The organism is Methylobacterium sp. Leaf118, assembly GCF_920984675.1.
In the GTDB taxonomy this organism is placed as follows: Bacteria; Pseudomonadota; Alphaproteobacteria; order Rhizobiales; family Beijerinckiaceae; genus Methylobacterium.
In genome coordinates this window covers 13,335-36,630 of the sequence record NZ_CAKLBV010000007.1, presented here as the reverse complement: position 1 = coordinate 36,630, position 23,296 = coordinate 13,335, and the positions used below count along the sequence as shown (strand labels likewise).

27 protein-coding genes are annotated in these 23,296 nt (G+C 70.4%); 14 read left to right on the top strand and 13 right to left on the bottom strand.

Annotated features, from left to right (window positions below; translation table 11 throughout):
* Positions 1-54: 54 nt before the first annotated feature.
* From rpsA to LW587_RS04935, 4 genes are all read right to left on the bottom strand, one after another.
* Entirely contained in the window at positions 55-1,767 is a 1,713-nt protein-coding gene (gene rpsA / locus LW587_RS04950; RefSeq protein WP_232628485.1) for a 30S ribosomal protein S1, read from the bottom strand.
* A gap of 719 nt (positions 1,768-2,486) precedes the next feature.
* Positions 2,487-2,891 carry a hypothetical protein gene (locus LW587_RS04945; protein ID WP_232628484.1) on the bottom strand — a complete coding sequence of 135 codons (405 nt, stop codon included), beginning with the start codon at positions 2,889-2,891 and terminating at the stop codon, positions 2,487-2,489.
* 158 nt (positions 2,892-3,049) lie between these two features.
* Positions 3,050-3,709 carry a 3-oxoacid CoA-transferase subunit B gene (locus LW587_RS04940; RefSeq protein ID WP_232628483.1) on the bottom strand — a complete coding sequence of 220 codons (660 nt, stop codon included), beginning with the start codon at positions 3,707-3,709 and terminating at the stop codon, positions 3,050-3,052.
* Between the two features lie 107 nt (positions 3,710-3,816).
* Positions 3,817-4,554, bottom strand: a complete 738-nt coding sequence (locus LW587_RS04935; protein WP_232628482.1) for a CoA transferase subunit A — start codon at positions 4,552-4,554, stop codon at positions 3,817-3,819.
* A 310-nt stretch (positions 4,555-4,864) separates the two neighbouring features.
* Here LW587_RS04935 and LW587_RS04930 point away from each other — a divergent pair, with 310 nt between their 5' ends.
* On the top strand, positions 4,865-6,742 hold the full coding sequence (locus LW587_RS04930; RefSeq protein ID WP_232628481.1) for an AsmA-like C-terminal region-containing protein: 1,878 nt from the start codon (positions 4,865-4,867) through the stop codon (positions 6,740-6,742).
* Positions 6,743-6,748: 6 nt separating this feature from the next.
* On the opposite strand, the gene LW587_RS04925 is transcribed toward LW587_RS04930, so the two are convergent.
* Positions 6,749-7,954 carry a D-alanyl-D-alanine carboxypeptidase family protein gene (locus LW587_RS04925; protein WP_232628480.1) on the bottom strand — a complete coding sequence of 402 codons (1,206 nt, stop codon included), beginning with the start codon at positions 7,952-7,954 and terminating at the stop codon, positions 6,749-6,751.
* Positions 7,955-8,161: 207 nt separating this feature from the next.
* On the opposite strand from LW587_RS04925, the gene LW587_RS04920 reads away from it, so the two are divergent.
* The 6 genes from LW587_RS04920 to LW587_RS04895 all read left to right on the top strand — a co-directional run bounded on the left by LW587_RS04920 (position 8,162) and on the right by LW587_RS04895 (position 11,836).
* The gene (locus tag LW587_RS04920) at positions 8,162-8,560 is read left to right on the top strand and encodes a hypothetical protein (protein WP_232628479.1); all 399 of its coding nucleotides are present in this window, start codon (positions 8,162-8,164) and stop codon (positions 8,558-8,560) included.
* Positions 8,561-8,641: 81 nt separating this feature from the next.
* Positions 8,642-9,796: a ribonuclease D gene (gene rnd, locus LW587_RS04915; RefSeq protein WP_232628478.1), complete on the top strand. Its 1,155-nt coding sequence runs from the start codon at positions 8,642-8,644 to the stop codon at positions 9,794-9,796.
* A 165-nt stretch (positions 9,797-9,961) separates the two neighbouring features.
* Positions 9,962-10,249 carry a hypothetical protein gene (locus LW587_RS04910; protein ID WP_232628477.1) on the top strand — a complete coding sequence of 96 codons (288 nt, stop codon included), beginning with the start codon at positions 9,962-9,964 and terminating at the stop codon, positions 10,247-10,249.
* Between the two features lie 100 nt (positions 10,250-10,349).
* The gene (locus LW587_RS04905) at positions 10,350-11,300 is read left to right on the top strand and encodes a DNA-3-methyladenine glycosylase family protein (protein ID WP_232628476.1); all 951 of its coding nucleotides are present in this window, start codon (positions 10,350-10,352) and stop codon (positions 11,298-11,300) included.
* A gap of 32 nt (positions 11,301-11,332) precedes the next feature.
* Positions 11,333-11,545, top strand: coding sequence for a hypothetical protein (locus tag LW587_RS04900; RefSeq protein ID WP_232628475.1), 213 nt, complete (start codon positions 11,333-11,335; stop codon positions 11,543-11,545).
* A gap of 15 nt (positions 11,546-11,560) precedes the next feature.
* Positions 11,561-11,836, top strand: a complete 276-nt coding sequence (locus tag LW587_RS04895; RefSeq protein WP_232628474.1) for a hypothetical protein — start codon at positions 11,561-11,563, stop codon at positions 11,834-11,836.
* Positions 11,837-11,845: 9 nt separating this feature from the next.
* Here LW587_RS04895 and LW587_RS04890 read toward each other — a convergent pair whose 3' ends face one another.
* The 3 genes from LW587_RS04890 to LW587_RS04880 all read right to left on the bottom strand — a co-directional run bounded on the left by LW587_RS04890 (position 11,846) and on the right by LW587_RS04880 (position 14,770).
* Entirely contained in the window at positions 11,846-12,760 is a 915-nt protein-coding gene (locus LW587_RS04890; RefSeq protein ID WP_232628473.1) for a metallophosphoesterase, read from the bottom strand.
* Between the two features lie 51 nt (positions 12,761-12,811).
* Positions 12,812-13,027, bottom strand: a complete 216-nt coding sequence (locus LW587_RS04885; protein WP_232628472.1) for a hypothetical protein — start codon at positions 13,025-13,027, stop codon at positions 12,812-12,814.
* Positions 13,028-13,381: 354 nt separating this feature from the next.
* On the bottom strand, positions 13,382-14,770 hold the full coding sequence (locus tag LW587_RS04880; protein ID WP_232628471.1) for an aminotransferase: 1,389 nt from the start codon (positions 14,768-14,770) through the stop codon (positions 13,382-13,384).
* 113 nt (positions 14,771-14,883) lie between these two features.
* Between LW587_RS04880 and LW587_RS04875 the strand changes: the two genes are divergently transcribed.
* Complete coding sequence (locus LW587_RS04875) at positions 14,884-15,423, top strand: YkgJ family cysteine cluster protein (RefSeq protein WP_232628470.1); 540 nt, start codon at positions 14,884-14,886, stop codon at positions 15,421-15,423.
* A 3-nt stretch (positions 15,424-15,426) separates the two neighbouring features.
* On the opposite strand, the gene LW587_RS04870 is transcribed toward LW587_RS04875, so the two are convergent.
* Both LW587_RS04870 and LW587_RS04865 read right to left on the bottom strand, forming a co-directional pair.
* Entirely contained in the window at positions 15,427-15,792 is a 366-nt protein-coding gene (locus LW587_RS04870; protein ID WP_232628469.1) for a hypothetical protein, read from the bottom strand.
* Positions 15,793-16,183: 391 nt separating this feature from the next.
* Complete coding sequence (locus LW587_RS04865) at positions 16,184-16,987, bottom strand: response regulator (RefSeq protein WP_232628468.1); 804 nt, start codon at positions 16,985-16,987, stop codon at positions 16,184-16,186.
* 180 nt (positions 16,988-17,167) lie between these two features.
* On the opposite strand from LW587_RS04865, the gene LW587_RS04860 reads away from it, so the two are divergent.
* Positions 17,168-17,398, top strand: a complete 231-nt coding sequence (locus tag LW587_RS04860) for a NepR family anti-sigma factor (RefSeq protein ID WP_232628467.1) — start codon at positions 17,168-17,170, stop codon at positions 17,396-17,398.
* A 61-nt stretch (positions 17,399-17,459) separates the two neighbouring features.
* Here the strand turns inward: LW587_RS04860 and LW587_RS04855 are convergent, their stop codons facing one another.
* Positions 17,460-17,636 (bottom strand): DUF1328 domain-containing protein, encoded by a 177-nt coding sequence (locus LW587_RS04855; RefSeq protein WP_003599466.1) that lies wholly within the window; start codon positions 17,634-17,636, stop codon positions 17,460-17,462.
* 773 nt (positions 17,637-18,409) lie between these two features.
* Here LW587_RS04855 and LW587_RS04850 point away from each other — a divergent pair.
* Together LW587_RS04850 and LW587_RS04845 are read left to right on the top strand one after the other, a co-directional pair.
* On the top strand, positions 18,410-19,414 hold the full coding sequence (locus LW587_RS04850) for a DUF2865 domain-containing protein (protein WP_269780294.1): 1,005 nt from the start codon (positions 18,410-18,412) through the stop codon (positions 19,412-19,414).
* A gap of 78 nt (positions 19,415-19,492) precedes the next feature.
* Entirely contained in the window at positions 19,493-20,434 is a 942-nt protein-coding gene (locus tag LW587_RS04845) for an MBL fold metallo-hydrolase (protein ID WP_232628466.1), read from the top strand.
* Positions 20,435-20,437: 3 nt separating this feature from the next.
* On the opposite strand, the gene LW587_RS04840 is transcribed toward LW587_RS04845, so the two are convergent.
* Positions 20,438-21,217, bottom strand: coding sequence for a DUF1499 domain-containing protein (locus LW587_RS04840; protein WP_232628465.1), 780 nt, complete (start codon positions 21,215-21,217; stop codon positions 20,438-20,440).
* A gap of 105 nt (positions 21,218-21,322) precedes the next feature.
* Between LW587_RS04840 and LW587_RS04835 the strand changes: the two genes are divergently transcribed.
* Positions 21,323-21,802: a MarR family winged helix-turn-helix transcriptional regulator gene (locus tag LW587_RS04835; protein WP_232628464.1), complete on the top strand. Its 480-nt coding sequence runs from the start codon at positions 21,323-21,325 to the stop codon at positions 21,800-21,802.
* A gap of 127 nt (positions 21,803-21,929) precedes the next feature.
* On the opposite strand, the gene LW587_RS04830 is transcribed toward LW587_RS04835, so the two are convergent.
* A complete protein-coding gene (locus tag LW587_RS04830) occupies positions 21,930-22,118 on the bottom strand; it encodes a general stress protein (RefSeq protein ID WP_012254235.1) in 189 nt (62 codons plus the stop codon).
* 192 nt (positions 22,119-22,310) lie between these two features.
* On the opposite strand from LW587_RS04830, the gene LW587_RS04825 reads away from it, so the two are divergent.
* Both LW587_RS04825 and LW587_RS04820 read left to right on the top strand, forming a co-directional pair.
* Complete coding sequence (locus LW587_RS04825; RefSeq protein ID WP_232628463.1) at positions 22,311-22,541, top strand: hypothetical protein; 231 nt, start codon at positions 22,311-22,313, stop codon at positions 22,539-22,541.
* 305 nt (positions 22,542-22,846) lie between these two features.
* Positions 22,847-23,296, top strand: a complete 450-nt coding sequence (locus LW587_RS04820) for a Crp/Fnr family transcriptional regulator (RefSeq protein WP_232628462.1) — start codon at positions 22,847-22,849, stop codon at positions 23,294-23,296.

Below are 23,296 nucleotides of genomic sequence, written 5' to 3'. Positions count from 1 at the left end.
GGCCGTTTTCGGCGTGACGAGACCCCGGACCGGTCGGCCCGGGGGTCCGTTGGCTTACTCGTCGTCGCCGCCCTTCTTCTTGTTGAAGGCGGCGCCGAGGATATCGCCCAGCGAGGCGCCCGAATCGGCCGAACCGAACTGGGCCATCGCCTCCTTCTCCTCGGCCACTTCGAGGGCCTTGATGGAGACCTGGACGCGGCGGGCCTTGCGGTCGAACTGGACGACGCGGGCATCGACCTTCTCGCCAGCCGCGAACCGCTCGGGGCGCTGGTCGGCGCGGTCACGGGCGAGCTCGGCGCGGCGGATGAAGGTCTGCATGTCAGAGTCGACGAGCTTCACCTCCAGGCCGGAATCCTTCACCTCGACGATCTCGCAGGTGACGATCTGGCCCTTCTTGATCTCGCCGGCTTCCGCGAAGGGATCGCCGCCGAGCTGCTTCACGCCGAGCGAGATGCGCTCCTTCTCGACATCGACGTCGAGAACTTGGGCGCGAACCATGTCGCCCTTCTTGAACTCCTCGATGACCTGCTCGCCGGGACGGTTCCAGTCGAGATCCGACAGGTGGACCATGCCGTCGACGTCGCCCTCGAGGCCGATGAACAGGCCGAACTCGGTCTTGTTCTTGACCTCACCCTCGACCTCGGACCCGACCGGGTGCTTCTCGGCGAAGGCCTCCCAGGGGTTCTGCAAGGTCTGCTTGAGGCCGAGCGAGATGCGGCGCTTGACCGAATCGACTTCCAGGATCTGCACCTCGACCTCCTGGGAGGTGGAGACGATCTTGCCCGGATGGACGTTCTTCTTGGTCCAGCTCATCTCGGAGACGTGGATCAGGCCCTCGATCCCCGGCTCCAGCTCCACGAAGGCGCCGTAATCGGTGATGTTGGTCACGCGGCCCTTGAGCTTGGCGCCCTCGGGGTAGCGGGCGGCGATGCCCTCCCACGGATCGGCCAGGAGCTGCTTGATGCCGAGCGAGATGCGGTGCGTCTCGTGGTTGATCTTGATGATCTTGACCTTCACCGTCTGGCCGATGGTCACGACCTCGGACGGATGGTTCACGCGGCGCCACGCCATGTCGGTGACGTGGAGCAGGCCGTCGATGCCGCCGAGATCGACGAAGGCGCCGTACTCGGTGATGTTCTTGACGACGCCGTCGATGACCTGACCCTCTTCGAGGTTGGCCACCAGCTCGGAGCGCTGCTCGGCGCGGCTCTCTTCGAGGACGGTGCGGCGCGACACGACGATGTTGCCGCGGCGGCGATCCATCTTGAGGATCTGGAACGGCTGGGGCGTGCCGAGCAGCGGGGTCACGTCGCGCACGGGACGGATGTCGACCTGGGAGCGCGGCAGGAACGCCACGGCGCCGTCGAGATCGACGGTGTAGCCGCCCTTGACCTGGTTGAAGATCGTGCCGGTGACGCGCTCGTTGGCCTCGAAGGCCTTCTCGAGCTTGACCCAGCTCTCCTCGCGGCGCGCCTTGTCGCGCGAGATGACGGCCTCGCCGAGCGCGTTCTCGATGCGGTCGACATAGACCTCGACCTCGTCGCCGACGGCGAGATCGCCTTCGCGGCCGGGGCCGTTGAATTCCTTGAGGGCGACGCGACCTTCGGTCTTGGCGCCGATGTCGATGACGGCGACGTCCTTCTCGATCGCGACGACGCGACCCTTGACGACGGAGCCTTCAGTGATCTCGTGATTGAGGAAGGACTCCTCAAGCAAGCTCGCGAAATCCTCGCGGCTCGGCTGGGTAGCGTTCAGACCAGCGGACATTCTCTCTCCTAATGGCCTCCCTCGAGAGGCCGCGTCGACGGCAAGTGTTGCAGGGACCCCCGTCACCGCCGGCCGCCGGATGGACGATCCGGTCGAGCCAACCTCCTCGCGGAGGGCCGACGCATGCTGAAATCAAGCGATGGTCGAGGGCCGATATCCCCAGCGGCCACGGACCGGGCGCGTACGCCGAGCGATCCTCACGCTTCCGAAAGGGAAATCGGGGTGAGCGTTAGCCGATCCGGTGTGCGGGCGCAACGGATGCGGAGGCCATGCCGGCGACCGCGACCCTCGCGTCGTGCGCTCGCGCGTGTCGAGGATGGGAGACGTTGGGCCGAAAGGTCAGCGATCCAAGCGAGGACGGCCTCGGACATCGAGCCTGGCAAAATCAATGAGCAATGATTGCTGCCGCCCGATCGCTATTCGACCCTTGTATCGTCTGTCCACATTCAAAAATATCGATCGCCGACCATGCCGCATCTATGGGTGCGCCGTTCTCGTTTCATTCGGTGACACGCGTGCCGGTTCGTGAGGCGCGTGACTCTCGGATGATTTCTCAAGGTCGATGGCGTCAGCGCGGCACCGTGTGTCACGCCGACGACGCAACGCGGAGTGCCATAGCAAATCCGGTTGATCCCTTCGGGATGGCGGATTTGGGCTTCGCTCAAACGCCGCGCGGGCTTGCCTGATACGGGCTCCGCTTTGATCAAGCGGAGCCCGTATCAGACCGGCATTCCGGCGGGCTCGAACAGAAAATCATCGACGGTGGGGATCGTCACTGCGAGGCTCGCGCCGTAGCTCGCCTTGGACAGGCGCCAGGGCCGCTCGGACCGCGCCCGGATCGCCTCGGAGGGGCGCAGGCGGCGCAGGGAGCCATCCTCGCCCATCTCCTCGATGATCAGGAAGCCGTAGACCTGCAGGCGCGAGGCGATCATCTTGGTCTCGCGGTCGCCCGCCAGCACCCGCAGGCTGCCCGTGGCGTAGACCGCGTCCATCAGGCTGCGCTGGTCGGCCCTGGCGCGGCTGCGCGGGCCCTCGCCGCCGAAACCGCCCGTCGTTCCGCCCGCCCGTGCCATCGCCGGCCGGCGGAAGGGGATGACGTTCTCCGTTCCCGGAACGCTACGCATACGCACAAAGCCCTCGGTTCGTCACTGACCCCCAGCCGGGACGCTCTCAGGGCGTCTTGCCGACCGATGCGCAGCTTTCGACGAAACGGCTTAATGCCGGCTTAGCCATGCCTCGCCCGGATCCGGGCGAGGCGTCCCGAAAAGGGCCTGGGCCCCGGTCAGGCGAGGGCGACGGTGAAGCTGCCCTCGGTCTTGGCCCGAACCTCGTCCTCGGTCACGCCGTCGGCGAGCTCGACCAGGGTCATGCCGCCCTCGCCCTTCTTGTCGATGGTGAAGACGCCGAGATCGGTGATGACCATGTCGACCACCTGCGTGCCGGTGAGCGGCAGGTCGCAGGCCTTGAGGAGCTTGGCGCTCTCCGAGCCGTCCTTGTTCTTGGCCGTGTGCTCCATGACCACGACCACCTTCTTGACGCCGGCCACGAGATCCATGGCCCCGCCCATGCCCTTCACCATCTTGCCGGGGATCATCCAGTTGGCGAGGTCCCCGTTCTCGGCCACCTGCATGGCGCCGAGGATCGACAGGTCGATATGGCCGCCGCGGATCATCCCGAAGGAATCCGCCGAGGAGAAGTAGCTCGTGGTCGGCAGCGCCGTGATGGTCTGCTTGCCGGCATTGATGAGGTCGGGGTCCTCCTCGCCCTCGTAGGGGAACGGGCCCATGCCGAGCATGCCGTTCTCGGACTGAAGCTGAACCGACATGCCGTCGGGAATGTAGTTCGACACCAGCGTCGGGATGCCGATCCCGAGATTCACGTAGAAGCCGTCCTGCAGCTCCCGGGCGGCGCGCTCCGCCATCTGCTCGCGGGTCCAGGCCATTTCTTTCGACTTTCCCTCGTTTGGCACCATCGGAGCGACGGAGCGCCATCACCGCTCTGGCGACGCGCCGTCGCGTTCGGAGGCCTCTCGGCCCAATGACAAAACAATCAGACCGGGCCGCCGCCGGCGCCCGCCGCCGCGGGCTCCTTGCGCTTGCGCACGGTGCGCTGCTCGATGCGCTTCTCGCGGACCGGCACGTGGAGGATGCGGCCGATGAAGATGCCCGGGGTGTGGATGTGGTCGGGGTCGATCTCGCCCGGCGGCACGAGGTGCTCGACCTGCGCCACCGTGACCTCGGCGGCGGTCGCCATCATCGGATTGAAGTTGCGCGCGGTCTTCCGGTAGACGAGATTGCCCTCGGTATCGCCCTTCCAGGCATGGACGATGGCGAGGTCCGCAAAGAGACCGCGCTCCATCACGTAGCTCTCGCCGTCGAACTCGCGCACCTCCTTGCCCTCGGCGACCTTGGTGCCGACGCCGGTCTTGGTGAAGAAGGCCGGGATGCCCGCGCCCCCGGCGCGGATGCGCTCCGCCAGCGTGCCTTGCGGGTTGAACTCGATCTCCAGCTCACCGCCGAGATACTGGCGGGCGAACTCCTTGTTCTCGCCGACATAGGACGAGATCATCTTGGAGACCTGGCGGGTTTCGAGGAGCTTGCCGAGGCCGACTCCGTCGATGCCGGCATTGTTGGAGATGACGGTCAGGTCCTTCACGCCCGAGTCGCGGATCGCCTCGATCAGCTCGTCCGGGATGCCGCAGAGGCCGAAGCCGCCGGCCATGATCGTCATGCCGTCGCGCAGCAGGCCCGCGAGCGCCGCCTTCGGATCCGGATAAACCTTCTTCATCGAAACCGTCCTTCCGTCATCGCCCGGGGCGGGATCGCCCGGCATGAGCCCGAGGCAGGCCGCCCCCTCGGTCGGCGCATGCCCGGGATGTGCACCGCAGCGCAGCGTTCGTCAAACCGGGGACGCATTTGTCCGCGACGAACACGCGAACGCTGTTGAGGACCGTCTGGATTGCGGGCAACCCACCGGCGCTGATGAGAGACAAGCCCCGATCCGGGGCGTAAGGATCGAGGACGCGGCCCCTCAGCGGACCGAGGCCCCGGACCCGTCTCGGCCGCCCCCGATTCGCGCCGCCCGCCCACGGAGTGCAATGTCGCTGCGCCGCACACTTCCGGTTCTGGGGCTCGGGGGCCTCGCCGCCGGCCTGATCGCCGCCTGCCTGCCCTGGTCGGTCGAGCTGCCGGCCGTCTCGCGCGCCGTGAGCGGGGGCCTGCAGGCGTCCTGGGGTGTGGCGCTGAGCACGGCGGGCCCCACCGAGATCGTGCTGCTGCCCCTGCCCCGCATCGTGTTCCAGGATGTGCGCCTCACCGAGGGCAACCTCGAGGGGCCGGTGCTCGCCTCCGGCGGTTCCCTGTCGCTCCAGCTCGGTCTCGCCGCCCTGCTGACCGGGCGGGTCGAGGTCGATTCGCTCACCCTCGACGGCGCCGAGATCACCCTGCCGCTGGACGAGGCGGACCCGCGCTGGGCCGGATCGGTCGAGGGGCTCGCCGACGGGCTCGCCGACGGGGGCCCCCATCCGCGCCGCCTCATGCTCGTCCGCTCCAGCGTGACCGGGCGCGATCCCCGCGACGGCAGCGTGCAGACCCTGCGCGACGTCGCGCTGACCCTGTCCTGGCCGCATTGGAGCGAGAGCGTCGCCCTGACGGGCCGCCTCACGTGGAAGGGCGCCGAGGTCCGGCTCGCCCTGTCGGGCCTTCGCCCTCTCGCCCTGCTGACGAACCGCACGAGCCCGTTCTCCGCCCATCTGGCCTGGCCCGCGGGCACGTTCAGCGCGGCGGGCAGCGGCAGCCTGCACGAGGGCCTGCGGGCCTCCGGTTCGGGCCGGCTCGAGATCCGCTCCCTGGCGCGGACCCTGGCCTGGACCGGCGGCAGCGTCGCGCTGGCGCCGCTCGCCGAGGATCTGACGATCGAGGGCAGCTTCGAGGCCGCCGCCCGCGAGGTGCAGTTCCCGAACGTCCGGGTCGGAACCGCCGGCAACGTGCTGGAAGGCGCCGGCTCCGCCCGCTTCGGGCCAGGCCGGACCGCGGTGCAGGCAACGCTCGCCGCCGAGAGCCTGAATCTCTCGCCCCTCGTCGCCGAGCTGCTCCCCCTGGCGGGTGTCGGCGAAGCCGATGCCCAGGCCTGGGGCACCCGTTCCCTCGATCTGGCACGCCTGACCGGAGGGGATCTCGACCTGCGCATCTCGGCGGCGGGCGCCCGCGTCGGGCCGCTGCGTTTCACCGACCTCGCCTGTGGGGTGATGGTGCGCGAGCACGGGATCGAGGCCTCGCTCGGGCGGGCGGCGCTCCAGGCCGGCACCGTGAAGGGCCGGGTGATCCTCGAGGCGGACCCGCAGGACCGGACGGTCACCGCTGTGAAGGCGCAGGGCAGCGTCGACGGGCTCGACCTCGGCGCCGTCATGGCCGATCTCGGGCAGGACCGCTGGATGCTCGGCGCCACCCGCGGCAGCCTCCTGCTGGAAGGCGCCGGCCGGGATGCCGGAACGCTGGCCCGCAGCATCTCGGGCCGGATCGCCCTGCGCAGCGAGGAGGGCGCCCTGACCGGCCTCGACCTCGCCGACCTGCTCCAGCGCGGCGGCGCGCCGGCCGCCGGGCCGCCGGGCCGCCGCAACGCCCGCACGCCCTACGAACAGGCCTCCGTTTCCGTCTTGTTCTCGGAGGGCGTCGGCGAGATCGTGGAGGGCCGGATCCAGGCCGCGGCGCTCACCGCCTCCCTGACCGGCCGCCTCACCCTGGCGGACCGCCGCTTCGAGGCCCGGGCCGAGCTGACGCCGCGGATCGCCACGGACTCCGCGCCCCGGGTGACGGCGCGCTTCGACCTATCCGGCCCCTGGGACGCGGTCAGCGTGCGTCCCGCCATCCTGGCGCGGGCCGAGGACGACCCAATCGAGACCGCCGCCGGCCGGCTCCGCCGACCGGGCTCCGATCTGCCGATGGGGATCCGCGCCTACGTGCCCGCCGATCCCTGAGACCGTTCAGGAATTGCCGCTCGGCGCCCCGCCGCCGCCGGAGCCGCCGGAGCCACCCTTGGCCTTGTCGAAGGCGCGGCGGATCAGGTCGGTGCCGACCTCCATCGCGGCGTCGAGCGCCCGCTGGGTCAGTGTTCCGGCGGCGACCGCCTCGCCCGTGTAGAGCGGCTGTTCGAGCGCCACCTGGTCGCCGCGGGTGACTCGCAGGCGGGCGACCTCGCGGCCCTGCTCGACCGGCGCGGTGAGCGGCCCCTGGTAGACGACCTTGGCCGCGACCCGGTCCGACGCGCCGCGCGGCAGGAGCAGGCGCACCGGCCGATTGGCGACGACGGGCACCGAGCCCTTCTCGCCGCCGAACACCGACACTTCGGCCACCGTCTCGCCCGCAGCGAAGATCTGCCGCGGTTCGAAGGCGCGGAAGCCCCATTCCATCAGCTTGCGCGACTCGGCGGCCCGGTCGCGGGCAGTCTTGAGACCCGACACCACCATGATCAGGCGCTGGCCATTCTGCACCGCCGAGCCGGTCAGGGCATAGCCCGACTCTTCCAGATAGCCGGTCTTGAGACCGTCGGCGCCGATGTCGAGGGTCAAGAGCGGATTGCGGTTCTGCTGCTTGATCTTGTTCCAGGCGAACTCGCGCTCGGAGTAGATCTTGTAGTATTCGGGATAAGTTTCGACCAGATGCTGGCCGATCTTGGCCATGTCGCGGGCGGTGACCTTCTGATCCGGCGCCGAGTAGCCGGTTGCGTTCCGGAAGGTCGAGCGCGTCATGCCGAGCTCCTTCGCCCGGCGGTTCATCATGCCGGCGAAGGCTTCCTCGGTGCCGGCCATGTTCTCGGCGATGGTGATCGCGGCGTCGTTGCCCGACTGGACGATGAGGCCGCGCAGCAGGTCGGACAGCTTGATGCGGCTGTTGACCTGGGCGAACATCGAGGAGCCGCCGCCCCCGGCTCCACCGCGGCGCCACGCGTCCTCGGTTACCGTGAACTCGGTGTCGAGGTTCAGGCGGCCCTCCTTGAGGGCGGCGAACACGATCTCCGCCGTCATCAGCTTGGCCATGCTGGCGGGGGAGAACAGCTCGTCGGCCGCCTTCTCGAACAGGACCGAGCCGGATTCGGCGTCGATCAGGATGGCGTGGGGCGCCGCCGTCTGGAACGTCTGGGCGCGCGCAGGCACCGCCCACCAGGCGGTGCCGAGAACGAGAGCCAGCATCGCCGGAACCGCGTGAAGGGCCGTCCGGAACCGTCGCCTACGCATGTTCGCCTCTCGCCGGGCCGTAACGCCCATCCCAAGCGTGACCTTAGCCCGGATCGGGCCCGATTTCGAAGGGCAAAAAGCGCACGCCACCCGAGTGGGCAACGGGGCATCGGGGAGCCTCGCGCGCTTGTGACAGGGGTCGCCAAACCCCATATCAAGCCGATGGATTTCCACAGCTTTTCTCCCCCTTTCGGGCACCCTGCGGTGGCGCTCGACCCGGCGACGGAGGAGCCACGCGGGTCGTGGCAGGTTCTGCCGCTCGCCGGCACCTTCGAGGTCATCTACGAGGATGCGCGCGGCGCCTGGACGGTTCGCACCCTCGACGCCCGCGCGTTGAAGCTCGGCCCAGGACGCACCCTGCTCGGCGGGATCGACCGGGGGAACGGGCTCTATCGGGGCTTGCGCGCCGACCGCATCCGCCGCCTCACCGATCCGGACACGGGCACCCGGATCGAGACCGGCATCCTCGACTGGCTGCTGGCTCGGGCCGAGGTACAGCGGCGGTGGCAGCGCCGGTCGCAGCGTTCTGGGCCACGCAGCGGGGCGCGCCGCGCGGCGTGAGGCGCACTTCGCGAGAGATTGAGGGGAAATCGGCCGCGCTTCGGCTCGCAGCCCGGCGAGAGTCCCGATATAGCCGTGACGATGGAACTGATCGCAACAACCCAGGCTCTGGCCGAGACCTGCTCCCGCTTCGCCGCGCAGCCCTTCGTGACCGTCGATACGGAGTTCATGCGCGAGACGACCTACTATCCGAAGCTCTGCCTGATTCAGATGGCGGGCCCGGACGGCCTCGGTTGTCTCGTCGACCCGCTCGCGCCGGGCATCGACCTGAAACCCTTCCTCGACCTCATGATGCATGAGGGCACCGTGAAGGTGTTCCACTCCGCGCGCCAGGATCTGGAGATCGTCTGGCTCCTGGGCGGATTGCTGCCGCACCCCTTCTTCGACACCCAGGTCGCCGCCATGGTCTGCGGCTACGGCGACTCGGTCTCCTACGAGCAACTCGTCAACGACGTGGCCAAGGCGCGCATCGACAAGTCGTCCCGCTTCACCGACTGGTCGCGCCGGCCGCTCTCCGACGCCCAGCTCGCCTATGCGCTGTCCGACGTCACCCACCTCGTCACGGTCTACCAAGTCCTGGCCGCCGAGCTCGTTCGCACCGATCGCGGCCTGTGGCTCGACGAGGAGATGGCGGTGCTGACTTCGCCGGAGACCTATCAGGCCGATCCCGCCTCGGCCTGGAAACGGTTGTCGGGCCGGATGCGCAAGCCCCGGGAGATCGCCGTCCTGATGGAGGTGGCCGCTTGGCGCGAGGCCGAGGCGCAGAGCCGCAACGTGCCCCGCGGGCGCATCCTGAAGGACGAGGCGGTCATCGACATCGCGACCTCGGCGCCCCGCAGCGTCGAGGCGCTGGGGCGCCTGCGCACGATCCCCGCGGGTTTCGAACGCTCCCGCACGGGCGGCGAGATCCTCGCGGCGGTGGAGCGAGGCTTCGCCCGCGACCTGTCCGGGATCGCCTTGCCGGAGCGCGCCCGGTCCCGCGGCGGCAACAGCGGCGCCCTCGTCGATCTGCTCAAGGTTCTTCTGAAGGCAGTGGCGGAAGCGGAGGGCGTGGCCCCTAAGATCATCGCGACGGTCGACGATCTGGAGGCGCTGGCCGACGACGACGAGGCCAACGTGCCGGTGCTCCAGGGCTGGCGCCGCACCCTGTTCGGGGAACGCGCGCTGGCGCTGAAGGCCGGACGCATGGCGCTCTCGGTCGAGCGCGGCCGCGTCGTCACCCGCGACCTCGCGTAGGTCACGGCCCGCGCCCAGGCTTACGGTCCCCGGGAATCGTCAGGGAATAAAACACCGGCGCAGCCGGGCGTCCCCTTGGCGGCCGGAGCGCGATGCCGTAACTCCGGGAGCTTCAGGCAAATTTCCCTGCCTGTTGGTCCCGGTTTCCGCGTATCGGCAGCGCCCATGTTCGAGCCGAACGAAGTGTTGCAGGTCTCCACCGGCCGCGGCTCCGTGTCGGCCGAGGGGATCGCCCCGGTGAAGGTTCGCTACAAGCTGGTGGTCGAGCGGCGCGCCGGCACCGTTCTGGCCCATGGAACGCTGGCGGGAACCCACGCGGCCCTGCGCCCGATCTGGCTGACGCCGGACGCCACCCTCCATCTCAAGACCGGGCGCACCGTGGCCATCTCGGTCACCGATCTCTCGGGCGACGTCGCCGACTTCGAGGGCACCGAACCGGTCATGCCGGGCTAGGAACTCGGCCCAAGACGTCGGCTCCCGGCCCCCACCGATGCCGGGCGACCTGCGCATCGTTTGGCGGAACGGGGGGCGGCGCCCGCGCGTCCCCTCGCCGATGACCCGTCCGTCCCCGGTCCCCGACCCGCCGCCTCTCGCCCTGCCCTATCGGCCGCCCTTCGACTGGGCGCATCTCGAAGCCTTCTTCGCCGACCATGCGAGCCCCGGGGCCGAAGTGGTCGTGCCGGGGCGCTACGCCCGCAGCATCCGCCTCGACGGCTGGCAGGGCACCCTCGCGGTCGAGCCGGACCCCGGCGCGGACCGGCTCCTCGCCCGCATCCGCGCGACCGGCGATGGCGCCATCGATGACGCGGTGCGGGCGGCGGTGACCGCGCGCCTGCGGGCGATGTTCGACCTCGATGCCGATCCGGCGGCGGTCGCCGCCGGGCTCGGCCGGGACGCGCTCATCGCCGCGCTCGTGCGGCGGCGGCCGGGCCTGCGCCTGCCGGGCGCCTTCGACGCGTTCGAACTCGCCGTGCGGGCGATTCTCGGCCAGCAGGTCTCGGTGGCGGCGGCGACCCGCCTTGCCGGCCGGCTGGTCGCCGCCTTCGGCACCCCGCTCGCCGAGGCGGCGGCCGAGCCGGGCCTCACCCATGTCTTCCCTGCGCCGGAGCAGCTGGTCGAGGCGGACGTCTCATTCGTCCTCAACATGCCCCGGGCCCGGGGGCGGGCGATCCGGGGGCTGGCCGCGGCCTGCCTCGCCAGGCCGGATCTGCTGGCGCCGGGACGGAGCCTCGACGACACGGTGGCGGACCTGACGGCGCTTCCCGGGATCGGCCCCTGGACCGCGCATTACGTCGCCCTGCGGGCGTTGGGGCACACCGATGCCTTGCCGGCCTCCGACCTCGGCCTGCTGCGCGCCCTCGACACCGGCGCGGGCCGCCCGAGCCCCGCCGCATTGCTCGTCCGGTCGGCCGCGTGGCGCCCCTGGCGCGCCTATGCGGCCATCCACCTGTGGGCGGAGGACGCAGCCCGGCCTGCGCCCGAATTAACGCCTCGTTTACCATGATCCCGTCACGGTCGGAGAACCGAGGAGGAGCCATGACCCGACGAGTCGGACGCAGTTTCGATCCTCTCAGCGAAGCGCAGCTGAGAGCCGGGCGCACGGCGGCCCGCCAGGTCGCCCCGCAGGCGCTCGGCCCGGCGGACGGCCCACGGCCGATCGCCCAGCTTCTCGACACGATCCAGCACGTTGCCGAGGCGGCGACCGGCGAGCGCAGCTTCCTGCATGTGCCGCCCGCCCGGCCCGGCTGACGCCCCGGGCGGCCCGTGGCGATCCTCGTCTTCACCCGCCTCAAGGATCACCCGCGGGAAACCTATGTCGCCACCAGCGGCGCGCTCATCGTCGGGCGGATCGATTGCATCAATGCCGATCCCACCCGGGAGGAATGGTCCTGGGGACTCAACCTCGACATCGGCGGCCTGCCCTTTCGCCGGGGCGGGGTCGCGGTCGATCGCGAGGAGGCGGTCGCTTCCCTCGACGAGGCCTGGAGCGACTGGAAGACCTGGGCCGGCCTGCGCGACATCGACACCCTGCCGCCGTGACGGCGGGATTCAGACCGAGGGAGCGTCTCGCCCGAGGGTCAGCAGCACGATCTCCGGCGGCACGCCGAAGCGCACCGCGACCTTGCTGACGCCGAGCCCCCCCGACACGATCAGGTGCCGCCCGCCCTGGACCACATGGCCGTAGGCGTAGGGCTCGCGGGCGGAGCCGTGAAAGACCGGCGAGGTGCCGAACAGGCGGATCTGCCCGCCATGGGTGTGCCCCGAGAGGGTGAGCGCGACCCGCGCCGGCACCTGCGGGAAGATGTCGGGCTCATGCGCCATCAGCAGGACCGGAGCGTCGTCGGTGACCTGAGCCAGGGTCGCCGGAATGTCGGCGAGGCTGCGGCGGCTGCGCAGCGGCAGGAACGGCTCCTGGTCGGCGAGGCCCGCGAGCCAGAACGGCCGTCCGCTCTTGGTCAGGCGCAGGGCATCGTTTTCCAGAACCGGGATGCCGACCGCCTCGAGGCAGCGCCGCGATTCCACCGGTCCGTGCCCGGCTTGCATCGCCCAGGCATCGTCCCACCAATCGTGATTACCGAGGACGGCGTAGGTGCCGAGCGGGGCGCGCAATTCCGCGAGACGGCGGGCGAGTTCCGTGAGCGGCACCGGTTTCCAGGTGACGCTCGGCGAACCCGGATAATCGCCGAGCAGCAGGATGAGGTCGGGCGCGAGGGCGTTGGTCGCGTCGACGATCTCGGCGACGCGGTCCAGCGGCATCCACGGCTCGCAGACATGGATGTCGGCGATCACCGCGACCCGCAGGGACAGGCCCGGTGTCCAGCCCGGCGGCGTCAGCGCGTAGGGCGTGACGACCAGTCGGAAGCGCGGCTCCACGACGAAGGCGTAGGCCCCCGTCGAGCCGAGGCTGAGCGCCGATGCGCCCAAGCCTCCGAGCAGCTGACGACGCGTGGGACGAATCACCATGCCACCAGAACCTCTGCCCCGGCGGCAGCGTCGGGCCCGCGCGGGCCGGCCTCAATCGACAGGCTCGTCCTCGTGGACGAACCGGAAGGACGGCCCGGAGGCGGCTTTCGCGCGGGTCGCCTTCAGGGCGGCGGCGTTGACATGCACGGCCGCGGCGAGGGCCGGCAGCGCGACAGGGCGGAAGCTCTCGCGGTCCCCGTTCGCGGCGATGCGGGCGACGGCGCCCGGCTTGGTCGCGAGAGACGAGGTGCGGCTGGGGGCGTACATGAGTCCTGTCCTGTGTGGGCGGCGGGACGGTCCCGAGGGACCGCTGCTCGAGGGCCGGCCGGTCGGGGGACCGGGGCGAGGCCGATTCAACAACCCATTGATGGCAAGATTGCGAAGTCGACCGCGCCTCATTGATCGCGTCAGGCACCTGAACGGAAGCTTAAGGTACAGCCTCCGCCTGAACATCCGCCATCGTGTCGTAATGCGCAGGCCGTCCGGGTCCCCTTTTGTCGGATCCGATCCGGTGCGGCATCGCACACGACATCGTGCTGCACTGCATACCGTTCATCGGGATGAAGCGGCGTCTTCGTTCGTGCCGCACCATGATTGGTGAAGGCGGAATCCGGCGACGCCTCATGCCGCCGCGGGCACCAGTCCCTCCTGGGCGATCCAGGCGGCGGTGCGGTCGAGCGCGCGGCTCAGTCGCTCGAACAGGGTGTCGATCTCGTCCGGGGCGATGACGAGCGGGGGGCAGACGGCGAGACGGTCGCCGGCGAGGGAGCGCACGATCAGCCCCTCATCCTGCGCGAAGGCGACGCAGCGCGCGGCCACGCCGGCCTTCGGGTCGTATTGCCGCTTGCTCGCCTTGTCGGCCACGATCTCGATGCCGCCGATCAGGCCGAGCCCCCGTGCTTCGCCGACGAGGTCGTGGTCGGCGAGAGCGGCGAGCCGGGCCTGGAAATGCGGCGCCTTCTCGGCGGCGCCCTCGACCACCCGGTCGCGGCGGTAGATCTGGAGCGCTCGGTTCGCCACCGCGCAGGCGACGGGATGGCCGGAATAGGTCGTGCCGTGGCCGAAGCCGCCGAGCTTCGCGCTCTCGGACAGCATCGCCCGGTAGAGCGGCTCGTCGATGCTGATGCCGCCGAGCGGCAGGTAGCCGGAGGTGAGCGCCTTGGCGAAGGACAGGGTATGGGGCCGGATGCCCAGGGCCTCGCTGCCGAACCACGTGCCGAGCCGCCCGAAGCCGCAGATCACCTCGTCGGCGATCAGGCGGACGTCGTAGCGCTCCAGCACCGGCTGGATGGCTGCGAAATAGCCGGCGGGGGGCACGATGGCCCCGCCCGCGCCCATCACCGGCTCGATGAAGAAGGCCGCGACCGTCTCGGGCCCCTCGGCGAGGATCAGCGCCTCCAGCTCCGCGGCGAGGCGCTCCGAATAGGCCTCCTCGCTCTCGCCGGCTTCCGCGCCGCGGTAGTGATGCGGGCAGGCGGCGTGCAGGAAGCCCGGGATCGGCAGGTCCCAGTCGGTGTGGTTGGCCGGCAGCCCGGTGAGGGAGGCGGTCGCGACGGTCACGCCGTGATAGCCCTTGCGCCGGCCGATGATCTTCTTCTTCTCCGGCCGCCCGAGGGCGTTGTTCATGTACCAGAGCAGCTTGATCTGGGCGTCGTTGGCCTCCGACCCGGAGGAGGTGAAGAAGATCTTCGAGGTCGGAACCGGCATCAGCTCCTTCAGCGTCTCGGCGAGCTCGATCGCCGGGTCATGGCTGCGGCCCGAGAACAAGTGGGCGAAGGGCAGCTTGCCCATCTGCTCGGTGGCGGCCTCGACCAGCTCCTCGTTGCCGTAGCCGAGGGCCGTGCACCACAGCCCGGCCATTCCCTCGAGGTAAGGCCGTCCGTCCGAGTCGTAGACCCAGACGCCGTGGCCCCGCTCCAGCACGAGCGGCCCGGTCTCCCGGAAGGTGGAGAGGTTGGTGTAGGGGTGGATCAGCGTCTCGACGTCGCGGGCGGCGATGTTCGACAGCATGGGCGGCACACCGGCGTCTCGCCGGCGGGAAGGGCCGGCGCCGCCACACTAACGACCCTAATCCCCTGCAGGAAGCGGCCGAACGCGCGCAGCCCGGACCCGTCCCCTCAGCGATGCTCGATCCCGCCGCCATCGTCGCACCGCCCGCACCCGGCCGGGCCTGCGGACCGTGCACGCTCTGCTGCAAGGTCTACGCGATTCCGGCGGTGGAGAGCCTGGCCGGACGCTGGTGCCGGCATGTGCGCCCCGGGGGCGGCTGCGGCATCCATGCCGAGCGGCCCGACCATTGCCGGGCCTTCCACTGCCTCTGGATGACCGAGAGTTGGATGGGGCCGGAATGGCGCCCCGACCGGGCCAAGATGGTGCTCAGCCTCGATCCCGTGACGCGGTTCATGAATGTGCAGGTCGATCCGGGCCAGGCCAATGCCTGGAAGCGGGCGCCGTACCACGACCAGCTCCGGCGCTGGGCGGCGGCATCCCTGCCCCTGAGCCGCTACGTGCTGGTCCATGTCGGCGGGTCGACCACTGTCATTCTCCCCGACCGGGACGTGCCGCTCGGGCCATTCGGCCCCGGCGACCGCCTCGTGGGGCGGGAGCGGATGACGCCTGCGGGACTGACGGCCGATGTCGAGAAGGTCGCGGCGTCGGCGTGAGCGTCAGGCCATGCAGCGGCCGGGCACCATGCGGCGCGCCTCGGCACCGGCGAGGGAGCTGATCGGCGCCTCGCAGCCCTCGCGGGTCATGCGGCGCGGCTTCACCGGGGTTTCCTCGACGGACCGGGTCGGCGCGGCAGGCGCGACGCCGACCGGGCGCGGGGCCGCGGCGAGGTGGATCGGGCTGATGGCCGTGTCGTAGGGCCGGAAACCCGGCAGCGGCGCGGCGACGGGCGCCTCGAGGACGACCCCCGGGGCAGCGACGGGAGCTGCGAGGGCATCGGCGCCATGCCGCACCATCGGCAGGGCCAGAAGGGCCAGGATCGCAGCAGGACCAGTCACGCCGAGAACGAAGCCGGGCCGAAGCATCTTTGCGATCTCCGAAGGGAGCTTGACAGGATATCGGCACAACGCGGCTGCGAGTTCGCCGGTTCCTTCACTGTCCCGCTTCGGATCAAATCAGTATTTCACCACCCCGTCCGGCGCTGCCGAGGCCCCGATTCGGCCCCGCCCGGCGTGGCCAAAAGGTCGCTCCGCGCAAAAAACGATCGCCCGCGGAACCCCGCTCCGGCTCGTCTGTTGGGAAGACACCCGGCCATCTGGTCCTCCCCGCATTCCCCTTGTGCATCGGCCGGAACCTCGTCACGGGTCGGACACCAGTCCGGCCCGTTTTTTCGTGCCGATTGATCTCCCAAGACGCGCGAAGGGCGCGGGTCCGGCCTGGACCCGCGCCCTTCGCGGCGGCGACGAATGGACCGGATCAGGCGCTGCGGGCCTCGCGGCGGCGGGCGCTCTGCTGGAAGAACAGGGCCTGACTGATGACCGCCGACACGTTGGCGGGCTGGAACGGCTTCGCGATGAGGAAGGCCGGCTCCGGGCGCTCGCCCGTGAGGAAGCGCTCGGGATAGGCGGTGATGAAGATCACCGGCACCTCGAAGGTCTTCAGGAGGTCGTTGACCGCGTCCAGACCGGAAGAGCCGTCGGCGAGCTGGATGTCGGCGAGGATCAGCCCCGGACGCTTGCTCTCGGAGGCGATCTTGACCGCCTCGGTGCGGGTGCGGGCGACCCCGATCACGTTGTGTCCGAGGCCCTCGACCAGCGCCTCGAGATCCATCGCGATCAGCGGCTCATCCTCGATGATGAGGATCTCGGTTGCCATGTCGGCAGCGAGTTCGCGGCCCGCCTCGTCCACCAGGTCGCGCACCTTGGCGACATCCACGTCGAGGATGACGCCGGCATCCTCCTCGGAGAAGCCTTCGAGACAGGACAGGAGGAAGGCTTGACGGGGCAGCGGCGTGATCTGTCCGAGGCGCACCTCCGCCGGCAGGTCGTGTTGGACATGCTCGCTATGTCCGTTGACCGACAAGGAGTTCCAGATCCGGGTGAAGACGCGGAACAGGTCGGCCTTGACGTTCGTGCTGCGGCCGAGAGTCTCGGGCTCGTTGACCAACGTCTCCAGCGTGGCCGCAACGTAGGCGTCGCCCGCCACCTGGCTGCCCGTCAGCGCGCGCGCGTAACGGCGCAGGTACGGCAGGTGCTGCACGACCAGTTGTGCTGTAGACATGAATTCCCCTGCGCCTCTGCGCTCGTCGTTCTCAATGCGCCGCTAACGCGGTGGCACGGCGTCCGTTCCTGGGGCGGTCGGAACCGATCCGGAATGCCGGCGTTGCTGCTGCAGCCATGACTCATGTCAAGCCGCAAGACAATCGCGGCGAGTCGATGCCGGCAAGGGGATGACGTGAGCATGAACGAGGACGAGCCGGCCGGCGGACCTCTGTCCGGGGACCGGCTTTCGCGAGTGCGCGAACGAGGCGGCCTCAACGATCAGAGCCAGCAGCGCATCGGTCTTCACCTGCGCGCGCTCTACGATTCGGTGGTGCAGCAACCCGTACCGGACCGGTTCCGCGATCTGATCGCCCAGCTCGACGAGACGGAGCCGCCCCTCGATGGCCCGACCGGGGCGAATGGTCTGTAATCAGGCTTCGTCCAAGGCGCCGCCCCGGAGACCGGGGCGGCGGTGTCACGAGGGTGCCGCGTTACAAGGTCGGCGAACGGCCCCGCATCAGGCCGATCACGGCCGAGATGGCGAACAGCACGATCGCGACAAAGAAGACGAGCTTGGCAGCCTCCATGGCGGTGCCGGCGATGCCGCCGAAGCCCAGCAGGGCCGCGACCAGGGCAACCACGAGGAATGTAACAGCCCAACCGAGCATCTCGAAGATCCTTCCAGGAATTGGCGCGGCACAGGCCGCGTCCTCTTGACGGCAATAACGTCAAGGTTTCGCCTCCGGTTCCTTTTGACACCCCCGCCATTCACAGGTTTCGGCGGCCTCCCCCAGAGCCGGGCGACCCACCGCTCACGCCGCGACGAAACGAGCCGAGGAACCCGCTGGCACATTGAGCCGTTCGTCACCATCTTACCCCTGTCGACACAGATGGATGCGAAGGAGGCGTTCGGCGTGCCTGCACAGATCAAGCCGGGATCCCTCGGAACCGCTCTCGTGAAAGCCGCTCTCGCCGCAGCCGCGCGGCTCGCCTCCGCGCTCGGACCTCAGCCGGTCCTGCAGCCGATCCCTGTCCGAGTCCGAACAGGGCGGCGGCGCTGACGCGAGAGACCGTTTCCGACCGAGAGACCGAACGCCGCTCCGAAATGGGCGGCGTTTTTCGTTGGACGCTCTCCCCGGAGACCGTGCGGTATCCTTAACGGCGCGGGATCATCGCGCGTATGGGATTCCGACGCCCGAACAAGGCCTTGCGCCTAGTTGAATGGGCATGGCCGGGGGCGGGACCGCCCGTCATCCCCCGAAGACAGGCCTCTCGGTGGTCTACCGCAATTGCTCCCCCTCCCCCCCGCGACCTAGCTGGCCTGACGGGTTCGGCGATCGGACCTAGGACGGCCGATGACGCTGCCTCGGCTGCGAGGCGGCGGCCCCGGCAAGGACGGAGAGACGGGATGGCGTTCGGAAAGCGTGTACCCGGCGCGAGGATGCGCCCCCCCGCGCCGCGCCGGACGGGGCCGGCCTCCCGAGGGATCGTCCTCATCCTGCTGGGTCTCGTCCTCGGTTTCGGCGGCGTGGTCCTCGGCGCGCCGGTGGTGCGTGCGTCCGAGCGTGGCGGGCTGGCGGAGTTCTTCGACGCCCTGTTCGGCGTTGCGAAGCCGGCGCCGCCGCCGGCGGCGCCCGTCGCGATGCCCCGCAAGACGCCGCGGCGCTACTCGGCCCTGCCGGATGCCCGCACGCTCGGGCCGCCCCGCCCGGCGCGGCAGACGCCCCGCCTCCAGGCGCGGGTGTCGCGCCCGCTTGTGGCCCAGGCCTCCGTCGCTCCGTCAGCGGGTCTCGAGAGCGGGACCCGCACGGTCTGCGTGCGCCTGTGCGACGGCTACCTCTTCCCCGTCGGCCGCCTGCGCAATCCGGTCGACCTTCCGGTGCATCAGGCAGCCTGCGCCGCCTCCTGCCCCGGGGCCCGCACGGGCCTCTACACGCTGGCGCCCGGACGGGGCGAGATGGAGGAGGCGGTCGGGCTCGACGGGCGCCCCTATCTAGGGGCGAGCTGGGCCAATCTCTACCGTCGGACCCGCGTCGCGCATTGTGCCTGCCAGCCGGACCGCACGGCCGGTCCGCTCCTGTCGATCGCCGACGACCGCACGGTCCGCGCTGGCGACGTGGTGGCGACCGCCGACAGCGCCGACGTGGTCACCCGCGTCACGCGCCAGGGACTGGTGATGACCGATTACCGCGACGCGGCCATCGGCGAGGGCCGACGCCGGGCCATCGAGGGCCGGGTCGGCGCCCTGCGCCGTGAGGCGGACGAGGCGGCGTTCCGGCGCAGCCTTCGACTGGCGGAGCACCGGGTCGCCCGGATCCGCACCGCCGAGGCGCAGGTCGCCCGGCTGCGGATGGAAGGCGCCGGCTTCGGGCTCGTCGAGGCGGGACCGGCCGGTGCGAGCTTCGCGCCGGTGCGGGTCGTGGCACCCTCCCCGTTCGAGCGCTGAGCGCGGGGGCCCCGCGATTTGGCGAACCGGCCCGCCTGTCGTAGGCGGGCATCTCCCGTCCCCGATCGTCTGAGCGCCATGAGCCGACCCTCCGCGAATGCGCCGCCCGCATCCGCCCCCTCCCCCGGACTCGACGCCGCCCTGCCCGGGGCCGGCCGGACCGAGCGCCTCAGCCCGCTCGTGCGACGCCGGGTCTGCTCCAATGGCGGACCGTTCACGGCGAGCGGCACCTGCACCTACGTGGTCGGTCAGGGCCGCGTCGCCGTCATCGATCCGGGACCGGCGGATGCGGGCCATGTCGAGGGGCTCCTGGGCGACCTCGCCGGCGAGCAGGTGGAAGCGATCGTCGTCACCCACACGCATCGCGACCACTCGCCCGGCGCCCGGCTGCTGCAGGCCCGCACCGGGGCGCCGATCCTCGGCTGCGCCCCCCACCGGCCGGCCCGGGAACTCGCCGAAAACGAATTGCCGATCCTCGATGCCAGCGCCGACCGGGAGCACCGGCCCGACCGGGAACTCGGCGACGGCGACAGCCTCGACGGAACGGGCTGGACCCTGACGGCGCTGGCGACGCCGGGCCATACGATGAACCATCTCGCCTTCGCCCTGCCGGAGGAGAACGTGCTCTTCTCCGGCGATCACGTGATGGCGTGGTCGACCTCGATCGTGGCCCCTCCGGACGGCTCGATGCGCGCCTACATGGCCTCGCTCGAGCGGCTGAAGGAGCGGCCGGAGACGCTCTACTGGCCGGGCCATGGCGGCCCGGTGCGCGAGCCGCGGCGCTTCGTGCGCGGGCTCTTCGCCCATCGCCGGCAGCGCGAGGCCGCCATCCGGGCCCGGCTCGCGGCGGGCGACGCCGAGATCGCCGCCGTCGTCCGGGCGGTCTATCAGGGCCTGAGTCCCGCCCTGCTGGGGGCGGCGGCGCTCTCGGTCTTCGCCCATCTGGAGGATCTGGTCGAGCGCGGTCTCGTCGTCACCGACGGTCCGCCGCTGCTGAGCGGGCGATACCGGCCGACCTGAGCCTCACTTCAGGGCGATGGCGAGGTTGGCTACTTCGTCGAGATAGGAGCGGATCCGGTCGGCGTTGTCGCCGAGGTCGCGGGTGCCGATGCGGGAGGCCGAGCGCACGTCGATGCGCGCCCCGTCCGCCCGCGGATGGACCCGCACGGTGATGTCGGCCGGCAGGTTGAGCAGGCGCGTGCGGGCCACCGCCTCGATCCGGCCATTGCCCACGCGCCCGCCGGGCCGGATCGCCTCGACGATCTCCCATTTGCGGTTCACCGCGGCCTTCCGGGCCAGTTCGAAGGCCTGGTCGGCCTCCACGTCGAGGGTCAGCGGCGCGATCTGCGGATAGGCCGCCCGCTGCGCCTCCCGCGCCCGCGGGCCGGGCTCGGGCGGATAACGGCCCTCGCGGGCCGCGAAGGCGAGGCGCGAGCGGGAGAAGGCAGGCGGGCGCTCGGTGTCGGTGCTGACATCGGTGAGCGCGGGCAGGCGCACGCCCTTCAGGGCGGCATAGGCCGGATAGGCCAGGACGAGGCTCGCCACGAACAGGCCGCCCACCGCCGCCCCGAGTCCGCCCGCGCCCTCGCGCCAGACCCGCACCAGGGCGAACAGGGCGAAGGCGATCGCCAGGACGGACAGGGCGACGCCGCTGCCGAGCACGGCCAGAGCCGGCATCGCCTCCGCCGACGGGCTGCGCACGATCAGCACCGCCATGCCGGTGACGAGGAGCGAGAAGATCGCGAGGGTTCGAGCGTAGCGGCCCGCCCGGGTCACCGGTTCTTCGAGGAGTTGACGGCGCATCGCCCTGAAAAGATCGCGGCAAGGAGGTCGAAAGACCCTACAGGCTGGGGGCGCCGCGCGCCACTCGGCTGCCCGCGGGGCACACCTCTGCTATACGGGATAGCAATGTCGCAGCGTCCCGCCCGCCTCGATCCGAGCGCCGAGCCCGAGCCGGTCGATCCGCTGCGCGTCTGGTTCCGCTTCATCCGCCTGAATCGGCGGGTTCTGGCCGCCGTCGCCGCGGAGCTGCGGGAGACCGGCCTCTCGATCCCGCAATTCGACGTGCTGTCGACCCTGAGCGAGCGGGAGGGCCTGACCCAGCAGGATCTCGCCGGCCGGCTCTACGTGACCAAGGGCAACGTGTCCGGGCTGATCGACCGGCTGGTCGAGGCGGGCCTCGTCGAGCGGCGGGCGATCCCCGAGGATCGCCGCTCCCACGCGCTTCACCTCACCCCAACGGGGGCCGAGCTGGCCGCCCGCGGCATCGCCGCACAGGCGGCCTACGTGGCCCGCACGCTGGGACGGCTGGAGGCCGAGGAGTTGCGGTCGTTCGAGGCGCTGGTGCGCAAGTGGCGCGACCTGGCGCGGGCGGACTCGGACGGTTAGCCGCCCGAAACGCGCTCCAAAACAAGAACAGACGCCGAGGCGCCTGTCGAAGGGTTCGAGAAGTTTCTGGTAGGTCGCGGCCGGAGCGGCCCGGCGCCGTCGGCGCGGGATGCCGCCCCGCCCCGCCTCACGCCTCGCCGGTGCGGCCCGTCGATTGACCGCCCTTGCGGCCCGCCGACGAGGCGAGCTCGCGATCCTGCGAGAACGAGCGCTTGTCCGCGGGGACGGAACGGCCGCCCTTGCTCGCGATCTCACGCTGGCGTTCGATGTTCATGGACGCGAAACCTCGCTTCGAGGTCGAGTTGCCGGATGCCATTAGCGCCTCCTCAGGCTCAGTTTTTCACACTTTCCTCAACCTTCAGCGCAAACGATGGTTCCTTGGCCGTATCGATCGCGACGGGTTGCGAAACCCCTGTCCAGTCCAGACGTTACGAGCGCTCGGACAAGGATTTGTGCGGACTTGTGAACAGGCTTCCACAGGCCCCGCCACACCCGGAAGGAGCCGGACATGACCAACCGTCATATGGTGAAGCCAAGCGCTTCGGCCAAGCCCGTGGCCACGAAGGCCAAGCCCATGGCCGCGAATGCCACGCCCCTGCCGCCGATGCCGGCGCCCGAGGACAGCCCCCGGCCGACCACGAGGGAGGAGCCGATCGACTCGCCTCAGCCCAATGCCAGCGACAAGCGCGGCCCCCCCGCCCCAGGCGAGATCGGCCTTTCCACGGAGCGCGGGTCCTGAGGCGTTCGCCGCGGATCGGTGACCACTTTTTGACAGGGCGAGCGCCCGCGTCTAGAGCGCGTTTCGACGGGACGGCCCTCGGCTCGTTCCAAGAATGCGCGTAAAAACAAGCGTCTAGAGCGGTGTCGGGCGCGATCGGTCCCGACACCGCTCTCTTGCATCGGCCCGGGAGGCGGAGGCGCGTTCTCGGAAAAGCCGATGCGACTGAAGGCTTTAGGGAATCGTCCGGGATCAGGGTCCCGGCGCGGCTCCCGAGACACCATGCTTTTCGTGTCACCGCGGGATGCGGCGCAGCGGAGGGAGCCATGACCCTCGACAACGAAGTGACGTCGCTGCGGCAGGTGCCGTTGTTCCGCGAGGTCGAGCCGTCCCGCCTGAAGCTCCTCGCCTTTACCAGCGAGCGGGTGCATTTCGAGGAAGGGCAGCAATTCTTCGCCCGCGGCGAGGCCGCGGATGCCGCCTACCTGATCCTCGAAGGGAGCGCCGCAGTCTCGATCGATGGACCCCACGGGCCGGTCCGCCTCGCCCTCCTCGGCACCAACGCCCTCGTCGGCGAGATGGGCATCCTGGCCGACCAGCCGCGCTCCGCGACGGTGACGGCCGAGGGCACGACGACGGCGTTGCGGATCGACCGGGACGTGTTCCTGGAACTGCTGGCGCAGTTTCCGCAGATCGGCATCGCCGTGATGCGCGACCTCGCGCTTCGCCTGGAGCAGACCAACCAGCGGCTGGCCGAACGTGGCGGCCGGGCCTGA